13 protein-coding genes are annotated in these 16937 nt (G+C 63.9%); 3 read left to right on the forward strand and 10 right to left on the reverse strand.

Going from position 1 to position 16937, the window contains the following annotated elements:
- Positions 1 to 169: 169 nt before the first annotated feature.
- Positions 170 to 2617 (forward strand): glycogen/starch/alpha-glucan phosphorylase, encoded by a 2448-nt coding sequence (locus tag E4K09_RS21245; RefSeq protein ID WP_244610624.1) that lies wholly within the window; start codon positions 170 to 172, stop codon positions 2615 to 2617.
- A 2-nt stretch (positions 2618 to 2619) separates the two neighbouring features.
- On the opposite strand, the gene E4K09_RS21250 is transcribed toward E4K09_RS21245, so the two are convergent.
- The 9 genes from E4K09_RS21250 to E4K09_RS21290 form a co-directional block, all read right to left on the reverse strand.
- Entirely contained in the window at positions 2620 to 4218 is a 1599-nt protein-coding gene (locus E4K09_RS21250; protein ID WP_134499695.1) for an alpha-amylase family glycosyl hydrolase, read from the reverse strand.
- Between the two features lie 842 nt (positions 4219 to 5060).
- A complete protein-coding gene (gene glgX / locus E4K09_RS21255; protein WP_134499696.1) occupies positions 5061 to 7346 on the reverse strand; it encodes a glycogen debranching protein GlgX in 2286 nt (761 codons plus the stop codon).
- 214 nt (positions 7347 to 7560) lie between these two features.
- The gene (locus E4K09_RS21260) at positions 7561 to 8847 is read right to left on the reverse strand and encodes an amylo-alpha-1,6-glucosidase (RefSeq protein ID WP_244610625.1); all 1287 of its coding nucleotides are present in this window, start codon (positions 8845 to 8847) and stop codon (positions 7561 to 7563) included.
- Between the two features lie 12 nt (positions 8848 to 8859).
- Positions 8860 to 9909: an ABC transporter ATP-binding protein gene (locus tag E4K09_RS21265; RefSeq protein WP_134499697.1), complete on the reverse strand. Its 1050-nt coding sequence runs from the start codon at positions 9907 to 9909 to the stop codon at positions 8860 to 8862.
- 11 nt (positions 9910 to 9920) lie between these two features.
- Complete coding sequence (locus E4K09_RS21270; RefSeq protein ID WP_134499698.1) at positions 9921 to 10775, reverse strand: carbohydrate ABC transporter permease; 855 nt, start codon at positions 10773 to 10775, stop codon at positions 9921 to 9923.
- The gene (locus tag E4K09_RS21275; protein WP_134499699.1) at positions 10772 to 11623 is read right to left on the reverse strand and encodes a carbohydrate ABC transporter permease; all 852 of its coding nucleotides are present in this window, start codon (positions 11621 to 11623) and stop codon (positions 10772 to 10774) included. Before E4K09_RS21275 ends, E4K09_RS21270 begins: the two co-directional genes overlap by 4 nt.
- A gap of 66 nt (positions 11624 to 11689) precedes the next feature.
- Positions 11690 to 12946: an ABC transporter substrate-binding protein gene (locus E4K09_RS21280; RefSeq protein ID WP_244610632.1), complete on the reverse strand. Its 1257-nt coding sequence runs from the start codon at positions 12944 to 12946 to the stop codon at positions 11690 to 11692.
- Positions 12947 to 13417: 471 nt separating this feature from the next.
- Positions 13418 to 13915, reverse strand: a complete 498-nt coding sequence (locus tag E4K09_RS21285) for an invasion associated locus B family protein (RefSeq protein WP_134499701.1) — start codon at positions 13913 to 13915, stop codon at positions 13418 to 13420.
- Positions 13916 to 14130: 215 nt separating this feature from the next.
- Positions 14131 to 14748 (reverse strand): peptidoglycan-binding domain-containing protein, encoded by a 618-nt coding sequence (locus tag E4K09_RS21290; RefSeq protein ID WP_134499702.1) that lies wholly within the window; start codon positions 14746 to 14748, stop codon positions 14131 to 14133.
- A 374-nt stretch (positions 14749 to 15122) separates the two neighbouring features.
- Here E4K09_RS21290 and E4K09_RS30870 point away from each other — a divergent pair, with 374 nt between their 5' ends.
- Positions 15123 to 15638, forward strand: coding sequence for a peptidoglycan-binding domain-containing protein (locus E4K09_RS30870; RefSeq protein ID WP_342211363.1), 516 nt, complete (start codon positions 15123 to 15125; stop codon positions 15636 to 15638).
- A 181-nt stretch (positions 15639 to 15819) separates the two neighbouring features.
- Positions 15820 to 16293 carry a YbaK/EbsC family protein gene (locus tag E4K09_RS21300; RefSeq protein ID WP_134499704.1) on the forward strand — a complete coding sequence of 158 codons (474 nt, stop codon included), beginning with the start codon at positions 15820 to 15822 and terminating at the stop codon, positions 16291 to 16293.
- Positions 16294 to 16576: 283 nt separating this feature from the next.
- Here the strand turns inward: E4K09_RS21300 and E4K09_RS21305 are convergent, their stop codons facing one another.
- Entirely contained in the window at positions 16577 to 16912 is a 336-nt protein-coding gene (locus tag E4K09_RS21305) for a hypothetical protein (protein WP_134499705.1), read from the reverse strand.
- Between the last annotated feature and the right edge of the window lie 25 nt (positions 16913 to 16937).

Raw genomic sequence — 16937 nt, forward strand, 5'->3', positions numbered from 1 at the left:
TCTTGAGTATCACTCTGAAGTTGTTATCGGTCTATTCAAGGGATGCGCGCAAAATATAAATGAGAACGCGTCCCGCAATCGATAATAGAAGATTTGGGGGTTGCCTGTGCAGAGTTTCGATCAAGGGTCATTGTCGTCCCTCTCCTCCGATGAGGCCTGGACAGACGCATTGGATCAGGCGAACCACACGGCGGAAGCGGGCCGCAGCAGCGAGGCGGCGGTCTTGCGGCAAGCCATCCTGGCAAAGCTGACCTATGGTGTCGGCACCAACCCCGCTCATGCGACCGATCATGACTGGTTCCTGGCGACGGCCTTGGCCGTCCGAGACCGCGCCATGGACCGCTGGATGGCCTCGAGAGGCGAGAACCGAGCCGGCCACAAGCAGGTCTGCTATCTCTCCCTCGAGTTCCTGATCGGACGCCTCCTGTCCGACACCCTGAACAATCTCGGCCTGACCGCCAGCACCCGGGAAGCTCTCGACGGGCTTGGCGTCGATCTGGATCGTCTTCGGGCGGTCGAACCGGATGCCGCCCTCGGGAACGGCGGCCTCGGACGTCTGGCGGCCTGCTTCATGGAGAGCATGGCCAGCCTCGAAATTCAGGCCTATGGCTACGGCATTCGCTACGAGCACGGCCTGTTCCGCCAGACCATCCGGGACGGGTGGCAGCAGGAGCGTCCGGAGGACTGGCTCGCCCGCTCCAATCCGTGGGAATTCGAGCGGTCCGATCTGGTGTATCAGGTTCCTTTCGGGGGCTTCGTCGAGCAGGTGCCCACCGCGGACGGGCCGGCAGCTTCCGTCTGGAGGCCGGCGGAAACGGTCCAAGCCGTCGCCTTCGACATTCCCGTCGTCGGCTGGCGCGGCCGGCACGTCAACCCCTTGAGGCTGTGGTCGGCGCGAGCCGATGAGCCGCTGCGACTCGACGCCTTCAATTCAGGCGATCATGTCGGCGCCTCCGCCCACCAGACCCGGGCCGAGGCGATCTCCCGGGTGCTGTATCCGGACGATTCCACTGAAGCGGGGCGGGAACTGCGCCTGCGCCAGGAGTTCTTTTTCACCTCGGCGTCCCTGCAGGATCTCCTGGCGCGGCACCTCCGACTGCATGGCGATCTCCACACCCTGCCGGATCACGCGGCGATCCAGCTGAACGATACTCATCCGGCGATCGCCGTGGCGGAGTTGATGCGCCTCCTGGTCGACGAGCACCGCTTTACCTGGGAGGCCGCCTGGGCGATCACGACCAGCACGGTCAACTACACGAACCACACGCTCATGCCCGAGGCCCTCGAGCGCTGGCCCGTGTCACTGATGGAGCGTCTCCTCCCGAGACATCTCCAGATCATCTACCAGATCAACTGGCAGCATCTCGAACCCCTGATGCGCAGGGCCGCCGACGTCGAGCTCATCAAGTCCGTCTCCATGATCGACGAGAGCCAAGGCCGGTACGTGCGCATGGGCCACCTGGCCTTCATCGGAGCCCACAAGGTCAATGGCGTGTCGGCCCTTCATTCCGATCTTTTGCGGCAGACCGTGTTCCGCGACCTGCACGCCCTCTACCCGGGGCGGATCGTCAACAAGACGAACGGCATCACCTTCCGCCGGTGGCTTCATCAGGCCAATCCGCAGCTGACGCAGCTGCTCACCCGTGAAATCGGCGAGGAGGTTCTCGACGACGTGGGAGCCTTGATCAAGCTCGAAAGGTTCGCGGACGATACGGCCTTCCAGGACGCATTCCGGAACCAGCGCCGCGCAGCCAAGATCAATCTGGCGAGGATCGTGGACGAACGAACCGGGGTGCGGATCGACCCGGATGCCTTGTTCGACGTGCACGTCAAGCGCATTCACGAATACAAGCGACAGCTCCTCAACATTCTCGAAGCGGTCGCGCTCTATGATGCCATCCGGGCCGAGCCAGACCGGCACTGGGTGCCGCGGGTCAAGATCTTCGCCGGCAAAGCCGCAGCCAGCTACCATCGCGCGAAACTGATCATCAAGCTCGCCAACGACGTCGCCAAGGTGGTGAATTCCGATCCTGTGGTCGCCGGCCGCCTGAAGATCGTCTTTCTCCCCAACTACAACGTCAGTCTGGCGGAGGCGATCATTCCCGCGGCGGACCTGTCCGAGCAGATCTCGACAGCCGGCACGGAAGCTTCCGGCACCGGCAACATGAAGCTCGCCCTCAACGGTGCGCTCACGATCGGCACCCTCGACGGCGCCAATATCGAAATCCGGGAATGCGTCGGCCCCGAGAACATCTTCATCTTCGGAATGACCGCCGAAGAGGTCGAGGCGCATCGCAGAGCCGGGATGCACCGGGACCGGATCGGCTGGTCGTCGCGCTTCGAAAGAACCATCGGCCTGATCACGGCGGGGACTTTCTCGCTGGACGAGCCGCACCGGTTCGATTCTCTGGTTCATGCCCTGTCGTCCGACGACGCCTTCATGGTGGCGGCGGATTTCGAAGCGTACTGGGCAACCCAGCGCCGCGTCGAAGATGTGTGGCAGCAGACCTCGGTCTGGACCCGCGCCAGCGTGCTGAACACCGCCAGAGTCGGCTGGTTCTCGGCCGACCGCACGATCCGCGAATATGCTGACGACATCTGGAAGGTGTCGGTGTGATTTCACTGGAGGGCGATCACGCAGCCCTCGTCGGCCCTCAACGCCAGAGCATCGCTCACCGGCTCGTCCCACCGATCAAGGGCCGTTGAGACCAGCAGGCGTCCGGCAGGCAGACCGTTCAGCGATCGGCTCTCGCCGCTCATGTTGAGCGCCACCAGGAAGCGCCTGCCCTGGTGGTGGCGCTCGTAGGACAGGATGTTCTCGCCCGCCGATCGGGGACGGTAATCCCCGACCGATAGCGCCGGCTCGGCTCGCCGCAGCCGGATGAGAGCCCGGTAGAGCGACAGGATCGAAGAGGGATCCGCCGCCTGAGCGGCCACGTTCACCGCATCGGCATCGCGCGCGACCGGCAGCCAGGGCTCTCCCGTCGAGAAGCCAGCGTTCCTCCCACCGTCCCATTGCATGGGCGTTCGCGCGGGGTCGCGCCCGAGCCCGAGGCCCGGCACGTTCCTCTCCCAGGGATCCTGCACCTTGTCGGACGGAACCGGCACATCCGTCATGCCGATCTCTTCGCCCTGATAAATGGTCGGCGTTCCCCGCAGGGTCAGGAGAAGCATGGCGGCGATCCGCGCTTGCCGAAGCCCGAGCCGGCTTGCCAGGCGCGACCGATCATGATTGCCCAGAACCCAATTCGGCCAGCCTCCGGGCGGCAGGGCAGCCTCATAGGCCTCGATCAAGGTTGAAACGGCAACGGGATGCCAGGGGGTGGAGAGCAGATGGAAGTTGAACGGCAGATGGAATCCCGTGAGATCCACGCCGTAATAGGCCATCAGCCTGTCGATGGGCAGATACGCTTCCCCGATCATCACGCGGTCGCCAAAGGCGTCGGCGACGCGCCGCATCGCCGCGATGGCGCCATGCACCTCCGGCTGGTCCATCGTGTGGGCGCGGATCAGGCGGCGTGCGGGTGACATGCCGCTTCGCCAGTCCCGGTTGACAGGGTTGTCCCGAAGCCGCTCATCCTCGAACAGGTGATGGATGGCATCGACCCGAAAACCATCCACGCCGCGCTCGAACCAGAACGTCAGCACGTCGAGCATCGCCCGCTGCACATCGGGGTTGCGCCAGTTCAGGTCCGGCTGCTCCTTGAGATAGGCGTGGTAGTAATACTGGCCGGTGGTGGCGTCCCAGGTCCAGGCGGACCCGCCGAACTCGCTCAGCCAGTTGGTGGGCTCGGACCCATCCGGCCGGGCATCGCGCCAGATGTACCAGTCGCGTTTCGCAGACGTGCGCGAGGACCGGCTCTCCTGGAACCAGGGATGCCGGTCGGAGGTATGGTTGGGAACGTAGTCCAGGATCAGCCGGAGTCCGCGCTCATGGACGGCCGCGACCAGCCGGTCGAAATCGGCGAGGGATCCGAAGATCGGGTGTACCGAGCAGTAATCCGACACGTCATAGCCGAAATCGGCCATCGGGGATGGATAGATCGGGGAGAGCCAAAGCGCATCGACGCCCAGCGACACAAGATGGTCGAGGCGCGAGAGAATTCCCGGAAGGTCCCCGATTCCGTCGCCGCTCGAGTCCTGAAAGGAGCGAGGATAGACCTGGTACACGACCCCGCTCTGCCACCAGGCATGCTCAGGCGATCGACTCCGATTCAAGGATGTCTCCCGGCGATGACCGCGTGCTCTTCACGCTGAAGAGGAACTCGCGTGCGGCGCCCTGGTTGCCGCGGGAACAAGGTGGCCTTCCCGCAGCTCGGATCGGTTTTCTGCCCCATCCTCGGAACTCCCGTGCCGCCCGAAAAGTGAAGCAGCCCTTGTTTCAGTCCGGACCCGGGTTGTTTGTGGAACATGACGCTGGATCCGAGATTATCCTGTCAGCAACATTGCAGGGGGCAAAGGATGATCCTTCCAGCCATGGAGGCTGCCATGACCCACAAGTACAAGGTCGGTCAGTCCGTTGTCCCAGCGAGTCCTCAGCGAGGAAGTTACGATACTTACCTCGTCCTCAAGCAGCTTCCCCCCACCTCGTACGAACCGCAATACTGGGTTCAGGGCATGAGGAGCGGAATGGATTGCATCGTGTGCGAGTCCCAGGTCAAAGCTGCCGGGGATCGTCAGCCGAGCCTGGCATCGGCAAGTCTGGGAGCCTTGAAGATAAGACCTCAATCCGGAAAGCCTTCCTAAGACAGACCCGCTGTCTCACACTTCCGGTCGATCCGGATCCAGAAGATGGAGGAATTCGGGCAGCAGCACGACGCTTCCGTCAGGGCTGTTTCTGGTTCCGCGGATTGCGCAATCCGTCTGCGAGCATTCGACGATCGCGAGATCTCCATTCTCCGTGCGGCCGACCTCCTCCATCGGCGTCCCGTGAAGCGGGCATCGGCCGTCAGCGAGGCGATGCATCAATTGCCGTGTCGATTGTCTGGGCATCTTCTGTCCAATCCCGGCTTCAGGTCAGGGTGAACCTGCTCAGCGGCGACGTGGATCGCCGTCCGTGATCATACGCGCGTCCTCTGCGGAAATGCGACAGGACTGGAGATCACCGTCTCGAATGCTTCTAGCACGTGCTGGAACGAGCGGTCGGCGTCGGTCTGATGCCCCTTCCGTCCCGCGGGCCTGAGAATGAACAGCAGGAGCGAGCGCCCCGTGACCTCATACTCATGCCCGAACTCGAATTCCTGCAGATCGTCGTTCTGCCCCTGGTTGGTGTCTATGAGCCGGACCCAGCGGCGTCCCCCGGCGGCCTCGGGAAGCGTGAACGGCACGACGTCGTCATGTGCGTTCAGCACCAGAAGCAGCGTCGAGTCGGATCCGACCCGGCGGATGCCCGTCTCCTGTGCGCGTCCGTCCAGGAGGACGCCCATGCAGCGCCCGTTGGGATCCTCCCAGTTCTCGACCGTCATCTCATCGCCCTGGGGCGTCAGCCAGCTCACGTCCCTGACGCCGAGCTCCTCATCGTACTCGCCGGTCAGGAACCTCCCGCGGCGAAGCATCGGGAGAGCCCGCCGGATCGCTAGGAGTTTCTGCACGAACTCCGCCAGACACTTCTGTTCCTGACCGATCCCTTCCCAGTCGACCCAGGAGATCTCGTTGTCCTGGCAATAGGCATTGTTGTTGCCGCCTTGCGTGCGCGCGAACTCGTCGCCGGCCAGGAGCATCGGGGTCCCACGGGACAGGAGGAGCGTCGCCAGCATGTTGCGCATGTACCGGAAGCGCAGGTCACGGATCGCGGCATCGTCCGTCGGCCCTTCGACGCCGTGGTTCAGCGACAGGTTGTCCGAATGCCCGTCCCGATTGTCCTCTCCGTTCGCCTCGTTGTGCTTGTCGCTGTAGGAGGCCAGATCGTTGAGGGTGAAGCCGTCATGAGCGGTGATGAAGTTCACGGAGGCCCAGGGCTTGCGGCCACGCTTGTTGAAAAGGTCCGCAGAGGCCGTCAGGCGCGAAGCCAGTTCCGGGAGCTTCCCTTCGTCCCCCCGCCAGTACGAGCGCACCGTGTCCCGGAAGCGGTCGTTCCACTCCGCCCAGCCCGGCGAGAAGCGCCCGACCTGGTAGCCTCCTGGACCGCAATCCCACGGTTCGGCGATCAGCTTGATCCGGCTGAGGACCGGATCCTGCTGGCAGGCATCCATGAAGCGACCGTCTTCCTCGAAACCGTGCGGCTCACGGGCGAGGATGGTGGCAAGATCGAACCGGAAGCCGTCCACGTGCATCTCCTGCACCCAATAGCGCAGGCTGTCACCGACAAGCTGAAGCACACGCGAATGACTCAAGTTCACCGTGTTCCCGGTGCCGGTATCGTTGATGTAATAGCGTGGATCGGGAGCGAGCCGGTAATAGGATGCGTTGTCGATACCCTTGAAGGACAGGGTCGGCCCCAGCTCGTTGCCCTCGGCCGTATGATTGTAGACCACGTCGAGGATCACCTCGATGCCGGCATCATGCAGGTGCGCCACCATCTCCTTGAACTCCGCAAAGGCGAAGTCGGAATTGGCGGCGTAGCGGCGGGCCGGAGCGAAGAACCCGATGGTGTTGTAGCCCCAGTAGTTCTTCAGCCCTTTCTCGGTGAGATAGCTGTCGTCGACAAAGGTGTGCACGGGCAGGAGTTCGATGGCCGTGACGCCCAGCGAGCGGATGTAATCGATCGCCGGCTGGCTGGCCAAGCCCGCATAGGTGCCCCGCAAGGGCTCCCGGATCCCGGGGTGGCGCATCGTGAAGCCGCGCACATGGGCCTCGTAAATCACCGTCTTCTCCCAGGCATTCTGCAGCGGGCGGTCCCTGCCCCACGTGAACGCCTGATCGATGACGCGGGCCTTCATCATGAAGGGAGCACTGTCGCGCTTGTCGAACGTGAGGTCGTCGACGGTCTCCATCTGATAGCCGAACAGGGCCGGGTTCCAGGTGATCTGGCCCACGATCTGTTTCGCATAGGGGTCGAGCAGAAGCTTGTTGGGATTGAACCTGTGCCCCGCCGTCGGCTCATAGGGGCCATGGACCCGGAAACCGTAGATGGTGCCGGGCCGCGCGTCCGGCAGGTACCCGTGCCAGACCTCGTTCGTGTATTCGGGAAGTTCGATCCGCTCCAGCTCACGCTCGCCCTGATCATCGAACAGGCAGAGCTCGACTTTCGTGGCATTCGCGGAAAAGAGCGCGAAGTTGACTCCCAGCCCGTCCCATGTGGCACCGAGCGGGTAAGGCCGTCCTTCGAGGACACGGGATCTGCGCATGACCTGCGAAACAGCGGATGGCCCGCTCGACGAAAGTGAATTGGGGTTCTGGGAACTCATGAAGATCTCGGAGGTGCAGCGGCCCATTCGGCGCGGAGGATCTACCAACGCGAAGCTCGCCCGAAGGTTCACCCTGCGATGAGCATCAGGTCGTCCAGCCCGCTGATCCTCTCCGCCCGGAGCCTCCGAACGCCAAAAAGCCGTACCGTGGCCGGTACGGCTTGACGCTCAGCCCTTCAGCCGCCTGGAGAAGGCCGGGGCCAAACCGCCCCCCTCACGACCGTCGTTTGAGAACGAGATACGCCGCTGCGGTCCACGAGAATGTGTCTCCGCCCAGCCCCTCGCCGGTCGTCGGATCGAAATATTCGCAGAAGCCAGCCCGTTCGATCGCCTGCACGGTCATCTGCTCGATCCGCCGGGCCAGATCTTCCGTCCCGTTCAGGCGTAATCCATCGCAAATGAGCCAGTTGATGACGGCCCAGACAGGCCCGCGCCAGTAGCGTTTCGGCTCGAAGGCCGCTGACCAGGATGGTGTTGTCGGCACGCCGACGACCATGCCGTCGGTCCAGCGTTCGATCTCCGCCGTCGCGGCGCCGCGCTGGTGCCCGTCGAGCATCACGGCAATCAGCGGAATGAAGCCGGCCTGGGTCGGCGCTTCCACATCCTGACCGGAGACGAGATCGAGTGACACGAAACGAGAGAGGTCGGGCCGCCACCGGCGCGACAGGCCGCGGACGAGCACCTGGTGCATGTCTGCCAGCTCGGACCGTTCCTCCTCGCTGCCGAGGCGTTCCGCGAGATGCAGCAGATCCGCCGTCGCCCGCGCCAGAATGGCCGTCATCTGGACGTCGGCGATCTTGAATGGCGTGGTCGCCCATTGGCGTTGCGGATCCCAGCCGCACTCGCGGTAGAGATCCACCAGATGGATGAAGCGTTGATAATCCTCGTCCCGCGGGCGCATGGAAGGATCGACGTGACCCGTATCCTTCCGGCGGATCACGGTCTTCGTCGTGACCGGGACACGTGCCAGCGCGTCGTCCCAAGCGGGAGAATTATCGCTGCCGCTCTCCCAGGGGTGAAGGATGGAGACTAGTCCTATGCCGTCCGGATCGCGCGCCCTCAGCCACCACCGATGGGACCGGAGAGCCGCTTGGAAAAGCGCCCTGGTGCGTTCCTCGGCATCCGGCGTCCCAAACGTCGTTGCAGTTTCGTGAATCTGCCGGAGGGCCATTCCGAAAACCGGCGGCTGAGTGATGCCCGACGTGGGCACGGCGTGCCGGGTGCCCCAGACCTCGGGACCGGGGAAATACGTGTCGCTCGGCGCATGGAAGACGATATGGGGGATCATGCCGTCGGCCCATTGGCCCTCGATGAGACGCTCCAGTTCCCGATAGGCGCGATCCACGTCGAAGAGGGCGAATCCCATGGCGACGAACGCGGAGTCCCAGTTCCACTGGAAGGGATAGAGACGGTCCGTCGGGACCGTATATCCGCCGCGGTCGTTGCGGGCGAGGATGGCGCGGGCGGCCTCTTCCATGTTGGGCGTGTTCAGGTGATCCATCATCTCATCCAATCATGTCCGGGCCATGGCCCGCCCGGTCCCGCTGTCGATCCACGTCAGGCGCGACGGGTCGACGCTCAGGCCGACCCGCGCTCCCGCGTCCACCTTGGCGGTCGGCGGCGCGACGATCCGTGCGAGCTGCCCGTCGATGGAACCCGTCAGGAGCAGGTGAGATCCCATCGGCTCCACGACCCTCACGTCGAACGGAATACCCGCCCCGTCCGCCGTCAAACTTGCATCCTCGCCCCGCAACCCGAGCTCGATGTCCCCGCCTGCAACCGGGCACGGGAGCACGGCCGCGCCGATCTGCGCTTTGCCCTGGGCGCAGCGGACCTTGATGAAATTCATCGGCGGGCTGCCGATGAAGCCGCCGACGAACCGCGTGGCCGGGGTGGCGTAGATCTCGAGCGGCGACCCGATCTGGTCGATCTTGCCCCCGTACATCACAGCGATCCGGTCGGCGAGGCCCATGGCCTCGGTCTGGTCATGGGTGACGTAGATCGTGGTCGTGCCGGCCTCGCGCAGGACCGCCTTGAGCTCCGTGCGCATTTCGAGACGCAGCAGCGCGTCGAGGTTCGACAGCGGCTCGTCCATCAGCAGAACGGCGGGTTCGACCGCAAGCGCGCGCGCCACGGCGACGCGCTGGCGTTGCCCGCCCGAGAGCTTCGCCGGGTATCGGTCCAGGTAGCCGTCGATATGAAGCAGCGCCGCCGCCCGCTCCACCTTTCGCCTCACGTCGGCTTGCGACGCCTTCTGCATCCGAAGACCGAAGGCGACGTTCTCGAAAACGGTCATGTGCGGGAAGACGGCGTAGTTCTGGAACACCATCGCGAGCCGGCGCTTGCGGGGCGCAAGATCGCTCACGTCGCGCCCGCCGATGACGACGCGGCCGGACGATTGCGTCTCCAGCCCGGCGATGATGCGCAAGAGCGTGGTCTTGCCGCAGCCCGACGGGCCCAGGAGCGCCACGAACTCACCGTCGTTCACGGTGAGCGAGACCTCCTGCAGGGCCCGGAAGGAGCCGAACTCCTTGACCACGCGATCAATGACGATATCAGCCATGAAATGCCCCGCTATTTGCTGGCGATGCCCCACACCGCGAACAGGTATCTCCTGACAGCGAAGATGAAGAGCACGGATGGGATGATGAGGATGAAGCCGCCCGCGAACCGGTAATGCAGCGGGCTCTCGGACAGGATCCGGAGCAGATAGGCGGTCAGCGTCCGTTCGCGCACGGTGAGGATCGAAGCGGCGAACACCTCGTTCCAGGAAATCACGAACGCGAAGATGGCCGTTGCGGCCAGCCCCGGCAGCGCCAGGGGCAGAACCACCCGCATGAAGGCCTGGAAGCGCGTGCAGCCGAAGACCCAGGCGGCCTCCTCGTATTCGCGCGGGATCCCCATGAAGAGGCTTTGCGTCACGAGCGCCGCGAATGGCAGGGCGAGCACCGTGTGGATGAGGGAGACGCCGAACGGCGTGTCGTAGAGGCCCAGTCGGATGAACGACACGGTCAGCGGCAGCGCCAGGATCGCGAGCGGGAAGGCGCGCGTGAGGAGCACGAGGAGCCTGTAGGCGTTCTGTCCCCGGAACGTGTAGCGGGCCAGCGCATAGCCTGCGGGCGCCCCGAGGGCGATGGAGAAGAGCACCGTCAGACCGGCGGCGATCAGCGAATTGATCAACGCGTTGAACACGCCCTCGATGGTGAGAAACTGCATCATCGGCTCGATGGCCAGGTCGGTCGGCCAGATCGACTTGGGCCAGCGGAATACGCCGAGCCGCCCGCCGAAGGCGCCGAGCGCCACGAAGTAGATCGGTACCAGAACCCATGCGAGCAGGGCCACAATCCCCGTCCAAAGCAGGAAGCGGCGAGCGGACGGGAGCGTCGTGCTCCGGCCCGGCTCAAGAACCTTGCTGGTCGCTGCCGTCATGGCAGTTGCTCCGGACGTGTTCGCAGAACCCGCAGGTAGACGGCCGTGGCGGCCAGCGAGATCGCCATGATCAGAACCGCATAGGCGGCGGCCACGCCATAGTTCTGGTTGTCGTTCTGCCAGACATAGGCCTCGCCGGCGAGAACCGGGAAGTTCCGCCCTCCGAGCGCATACACGACGGCGAAAACCTCGAAGGCCAGAACCGTGCGCAGGATCAGGGCCGATTGCAGGCTGGGCTTGAGGAGCGGCAGGGTGATCCGGCGGAACCGCGTCCAGGGCCGTGCGCCGAAGATCTCGGCGGCCTCGGAGAACTCCTTGGGGATCAGCTGAAGGCCGGCGATCAGGATCACGAGCACGATGGCGGTGGCGCGCCAGACCTCCGCCATCGCGATGGCGAAGAACAGAGACCACGGGGTCTCCTGCGAGAGCCAGCCGGTCGGCCCGGGAATGAGCCCGAGGGCGTAAAGCGCCGAGTTGAGGTAGCCCGTATTCTGGAGAAGCGCGAGCCACGCCAGACCAGCCGCGAGGTCGGAGATGCCGAGCGGAATGGTGAGCACCCAGAGGACGAGATCCCGTCCCTTGTCGAGTTTCGTCACCATGGTGGCCATGGCGAGCGCCAGCACGACCTGGATCGGCACGACGACAAGGGTCAGCAGGAACGTGTTGCTGACGGCGAGCGAGAAATTCAGGTCGCCGGCCATGCGCTGATAGTTCTCGAGCGAGAGGCCATCGCCCGCCGAGACCGACAGCCACACCGTCTGAACGAGCGGCACGAGGAACAACGCGCCCAGAAAAATGACCGACGGCGCAATCAGCGCATAGGGAATCCAGGACGTGCGCGCAGGCATGACGCCACTCCGTTCACGATGGAAGACGATCCGGCGGGACGGGCCCCGCCGGATCAAGGACGCCGATCATTGCACCGGGCAGCCGCCCTGGCTGGGCTTGTCGGGGGCCCAGCACGGAGCTCCCGTATCCTTCATGAGGGTCTCGAGCACCTTGGCCTGGGCCTCGAGCACGTCCTGCACCGGCTCGTTGCGCAGAACGATGCGCTGGAACGTATCCATATAGACCTTGTTGAACTCGCCGCCCTTGGCGCCCAATCCCACAGGCAGGAGCGACACGACCGCATCCTTGGCGCCCTGCGTCGCGGCGACGGCTCCGGCCAGGAGCTTGATGCCCGGCGCCAGATCTTGCGGGAGCTCCGCCTTGACGACCGGGAAGAAGCCGACTTCGGCCGCGGTCGCGATCTGCGTTTCGGGCTTGGTCATGTGCTCGATCACGGCGACGCCGCCGGCGCGGTTCGGTGCATCCTTCGGGATCGCCAGGCCGGCGATGACGGGCATGTAGCCCCTGCCCTTCGGACCCGCGGGCGCCGGGAAAGCCACGAACTGATCGGGCTGCAGGGTCAGGGCCTCCTTAACGCGGGCGATGTGGTCCCATGCGATCCACACCTCGCCGGACAGCAGGGGCTCCTGCATGAAGTTGTAATTGGTGGAGTTCGGGTTCGAGACGGTCCAGAGCTCCTTCATGGCGTTCCAGCCTGCCTCGGCATCCGCCGATTTGAAGGGCGTCACCACACCGCCCGTGAAGGACGGATAGAAATAGCCCTGGAAGAAGCGGGCCATGAGGCCCGTCGGACCGGCCGGAAAGCCGAGCCGGCGCTGGCCGGTCTTGTCGGCGATATTCTTGGCCCATTGCCGGAGCTGCGCATAGGTGAGCGTGTTCACGTCGGCGCCTTCGGGCAGGTATTGCAGCGCCTGCTTGTTGGCGACCATCACGTAGGTCGCCTGCATCCAGGGGATGTATTGCTGCTGACCCGTGCCGAGCTTTCCGAGTTCCATCAGGTTCGCCGGTATGCCGCGGTCAGCCAGCTTCGCGGCCACGTCGTCGATGGGCTGGAGATCGGCCGGAACATGCGGCTGCAGCTCACCGTGCAGGGCGCCGACAACGCTGGCGGTGCGCTTGCCGGCCTGGGTCTCGGCCTTCATGCGGACGGCAAAGGCCGGCGGCTCGTCGACCACATAGGTCGTCTTCCCGGACAACCCTTTCAGCAGCACGTCGCGAACTTTGCTCGCCTCTTCGATGGGACGGAGCTGCGTGGAGTAGAAGATCGTTTCCTGCGCCTGGGCGACGGTGAGTCCTCCCAAAAGGGCCGTCGCCGCCATCATGGCGCGCAGAGATCCTGGGTTTGTCATTGTCCTTCCTCCGTTGGTCCCGTTTTATTCGCACCTCGCCTCGGGTCCAAAAGGCCGGGTGCATCCATCTCGACCATCGGCTCACGCGCCTCTCCTCGAACCTGATGAACCGAGAAAATGGTGTGTGGGTCACGACGACCCCGCCCGACCAGTCGTGCTAGGCGAGGGACTGCGTGCTGCTGAAGCGTATTCGGCATGGATCGCCTCCCCGCCCCACCACGCGTGGCAGGCGGGGCCTTTGGACCACCGGCCGGAGCTTGTGACGGCAGCGTCACCGACAGCCCCAGCAGTCGCGGGAAATGCTTCTGGTGTGCCAAGCGCGTCGGGCCCTCCACGATGGAGATAACACCCAAAATGCTCGGGATCGTCAACTCGACCTCAGCCGATATATCGTAGGGGCTCGGAATACCCGATTGCCGTTCGGGAACCCGCCTTGCGCTCTGGCTATCGGCATCCCTGCCGCGCCTTGCGCATCGTGGCGGTGAAGCCTCGCAGAGGGAAACTGTACGTGGTTTTGTTGCCGCGCCGGGATGTTGCTTCGACAACCGCCACACGGCCTTTTTCGAGAGCGCGCACGAACTCGGCCTCACGCTCGGTTCGGCGCAGCCAGGCATAATTGTCGCGCGGGATCATCGTGAAGGTCTTGCCATCCACGGCAACGCGAATGGCCACCGGTGCCAGTCGATAGCCTGTTTGCAGGCTTGCTTCGGTCCGGGCCTTCCCGCCCTTGAGCGAGCGGACAAACAATGTCACCCGGCCGTGATCGAGATGTTCAGGCTTCTTCGATGCGGCATCCGAAAACACATAGCAGGCGCGCGCATTGCCCTCCTGGGTCCTCCAAGCACTCCAGCTCTCGTTCGAACCAAGCATGCGGGGATTCTGCGCCAATGCGCAGGTGCTCGAGAGGACGACGATTGCAAGGGCCGTGCTGGTGACTTTCATCTACGAGATACTCGCCTTTGGGGTTGCAGGAGCCCGCAACCTTCCAAGGCAATGTTACCCATTCGTAAATTTCGCAGCGGCCGGCACGCCGACGATGGCGGCGGCGTGAATTTCTCCAGCGTCCAGAACAGGTTGTCGGCTCATCAACAGCTTGTGAACGCCCTGCGCCACCGATCGCCGCCGTTGCATCGGACGTGGCTCGGCGACGCCTCACCTTAAAGGGGCTGATCACGCCTCTCGCTCTGTGCCGCCATAACCTTCGCTGCTCGGGTCAAAGCCAGGAGCGTCTGAGCCTGCAGTTCGCCCGTCACCTGCAGCCCGGCGGCCCGCTGGAAAGCCTCGATGGCCTCCCGTGTTGATGGTCCCAACTCACCGTCGGCCTTGAGGGCACCGAAGCGGAGCTGGGTCAAAGCCTCCTGCGCTGCCATCACGTCCTGTTTCGTGGGGCGCGGCTTGATTCCCAGAACTTCAGGCGCAAGCCCTCCGACCTGGGAGAGGCCGGGCTGGGCCGCCGCAGCCACTTGATCTCGCAGCTTCGCCAGTTCCGCGTCCGTCTCGGACTTGAGACGCTGCATCTCCTGCTGAGCCGCCGAGAGCGCATTCCGCAGGTTCCCGACCGCCTCTGCACTTTCCTCGGCCTTCTGCCGCTCTGCCGTGAACCGTGTCTGATAATCCTCGAGAGCGGCAGCCTGCGCGCGCAATTGCTCCTGCAATACGGCCCGGTTCAAGGAGGAGTGGGCATAGGCACCCCAACCGGCGATTCCCGCCAGTGCCAGAACAGACCCAATGATGCGGTTGGATAAGGGGAATGATCCTCTCTGCTTTAGAGACACGGTACGTCCTTCTACATGATGATCCAGGCTGGCGATAATCGCCTCAGCGACAACCTAGGGACAATCGTGGTCAAACCATGACCTCGGTCACCTCGGCCCCGTGTGGACGGCGTGTTCCGCAGGGCCGCTTGATCTCGGTCTTTTAACGTTTGACTTACCTGTCGAATGCATAAGGAAAGGCTCTTTTCCCACTTCGTGAACCAACGCCAGGTCGCCACTTCGAAGCTGCATCGAGCCGCTTTTGCACCTGGCTGTGTGGCACCGCGCAAGACGCACGAGGAGAAATGATGTCGCCGCGATACGAATCTGAGCACAGGACCTTCAGCCGTGTGATCACCTTGGCACTTGCCTTGGGAGCGGCCACAGGATGGGGGATGTGGTTCGTCTCCGGCCAGTGGTCCGGCCGGACCGAGCGGGAGCTCAGAGAGCAGCTTTCCACGCTGACCCAGAGCCAGATGCAGTTGCTGCACGAACGCGAGATGGCCGAAGCCGCAGGAAATGACGTCGCCTCTCTCCAGTCACAAATCGCCTCCTTGCGAAAGGAGTTCGACGACTTGTCGCAGCAGCGCGACCGGATGCAGGCGGAGCGCCGTGCGGCCGGAGCGGGGGGCCCGGGCAACGTCGCCGCGAAACCCGATCACGACAGCGTGACGGAGACGGGATCGACCACGACGCTCGATCACCCGGAAAAGGTCTTCGTCGCCACGGCCCAGAAAGCGCTCACCAAGCTTGGTTATGGCCCGCTTTCCGCCGATGGCGTCATGGGACCGGGCACCCGGCGGGCTATCGAGGAGTTTCAGTACAAGAACGGTCTGCCCGTCACCAAGGAACTCGATACGGCGACATTGCAGCGCCTCGGAGAGGTCGACAGCGTGGCCGCAGCCGACTGACGAGAGCATTTTTCACAAGGGTCGCGCCGGTCACGGGAGCGCTGTCGGGCGCGGCCCGACACCGGCGCGACGACGATCCGCCGATGGCGTCTCATTGCGCCAGCCGCGCCGTCTACTTCCTTTACCGTGAGTCCTTGTGTATCCCTGCACGCGACCTTTCATGCTTGGGAGTTCGGGACACATGAGCCTTGAATCCGTACGTGCGTTTTTCATGGAGAATGCTCCGGACATCAAGATCATCGAGATGGCGACGAGCACCGCCACGGTCGCGCAGGCCGCGCAGGCACACGGCGTCGCACCGGGGCGGATCGCCAAGACCCTGTCTCTCCGTGTCGGAGAGCGTACTTTCCTGGTCGTGACGAGAGGCGACGTCCGGCTCGACAACAAGAAGGTGAAGGCCACCTTCGGGGGAAAGGCCTCGATGCTGGACGCCGATCAGGTTCACGCCCTCACCGGGCACCCTGTCGGGGGCGTCTGCCCGTTCGGTCTTGCCACCCCCCTGCCCGTCTATTGCGACATCTCTCTCAAGGCTTTCGACGAGGTCGTTCCGGCCGCGGGCTCCATCCACGCAGCCGTGCGGATTGGCCCCGAGCGAATGGCCAGCCTCGCGGGGGCCGATTGGGTCGATGTCTGTCAGGATCCCTCCCCTGTCTAGGGCATCGGACGTGACAGGTGGCTTCCACTTTTGGGCTCCAATCCGATGCTCCACCCGTGGGGAGCGCATCGTTCGGCGCGGCTCCCTGGGTCCGCGCGATGCGCCAGGACTACGGGTCCAGAAAAATTGCCCTGTTAACCTTAAGCATAGTTGCAGAATCTGATCCGGTTTGGTTAACAGGCTGTCATGTCCGACCGAAACACACATCCCGGCAACGACGCCCTTGCGAAGATCTGCGACCTGTTCGTGCTGCTCGTGGGCATCGGATTGTTGAGCCTGGCGCTCAACGTTGCTCGTATTTAAGTTTCTGGCCTCCTTCGCTGATCTTTTTGGGCTGGAGTGGCCTCATCATCCGCCTTCCCGTTTCTGCCGAGGGGCAAGCCTGCGCACCAGTAAAGATTCCCCGGCCGGAAGGCCGGGGAACTCGGAAAGACTTGCGGCTTGTCAGATGAAAGCCTTCGGGCGCTGAGACCTTGATGAAGACAGCAATATCGACCACGGCTTTCCAGCCAGAGCCGTCCACATCGTATTTGAACGTCCTTTTGGTGTCGTAACCAAACAAGCCGTTCTTATCCTTGGGCTTGTCGAGAGCGAAGTACGACTTACCCGACTTGAGCAACTTCGCCCCCCGCGCTCTCCTTGAT

Source organism: Microvirga pakistanensis (assembly GCF_004458765.1).
Classification (GTDB): domain Bacteria; phylum Pseudomonadota; class Alphaproteobacteria; order Rhizobiales; family Beijerinckiaceae; genus Microvirga; species Microvirga pakistanensis.

What these genes read in the sequence shown, in the direction of transcription:
- glgX (WP_134499696.1), bottom strand. Translation starts at nt 7,346, where the DNA reads ATGAGTTCCCAGAACCCCAATTCACTTTCGTCGAGCGGGCCATCCGCT.
- E4K09_RS21260 (WP_244610625.1), bottom strand. Translation starts at nt 8,847, where the DNA reads ATGGATCACCTGAACACGCCCAACATGGAAGAGGCCGCCCGCGCCATC.
- E4K09_RS21265 (WP_134499697.1), bottom strand. Translation starts at nt 9,909, where the DNA reads ATGGCTGATATCGTCATTGATCGCGTGGTCAAGGAGTTCGGCTCCTTC.
- E4K09_RS21270 (WP_134499698.1), bottom strand. Translation starts at nt 10,775, where the DNA reads ATGACGGCAGCGACCAGCAAGGTTCTTGAGCCGGGCCGGAGCACGACG.
- E4K09_RS21275 (WP_134499699.1), bottom strand. Translation starts at nt 11,623, where the DNA reads ATGCCTGCGCGCACGTCCTGGATTCCCTATGCGCTGATTGCGCCGTCG.
- E4K09_RS21280 (WP_244610632.1), bottom strand. Translation starts at nt 12,946, where the DNA reads ATGATGGCGGCGACGGCCCTTTTGGGAGGACTCACCGTCGCCCAGGCG.
- E4K09_RS21285 (WP_134499701.1), bottom strand. Translation starts at nt 13,915, where the DNA reads ATGAAAGTCACCAGCACGGCCCTTGCAATCGTCGTCCTCTCGAGCACC.
- E4K09_RS30870 (WP_342211363.1), top strand. Translation starts at nt 15,123, where the DNA reads ATGTGGTTCGTCTCCGGCCAGTGGTCCGGCCGGACCGAGCGGGAGCTC.
- E4K09_RS21300 (WP_134499704.1), top strand. Translation starts at nt 15,820, where the DNA reads ATGAGCCTTGAATCCGTACGTGCGTTTTTCATGGAGAATGCTCCGGAC.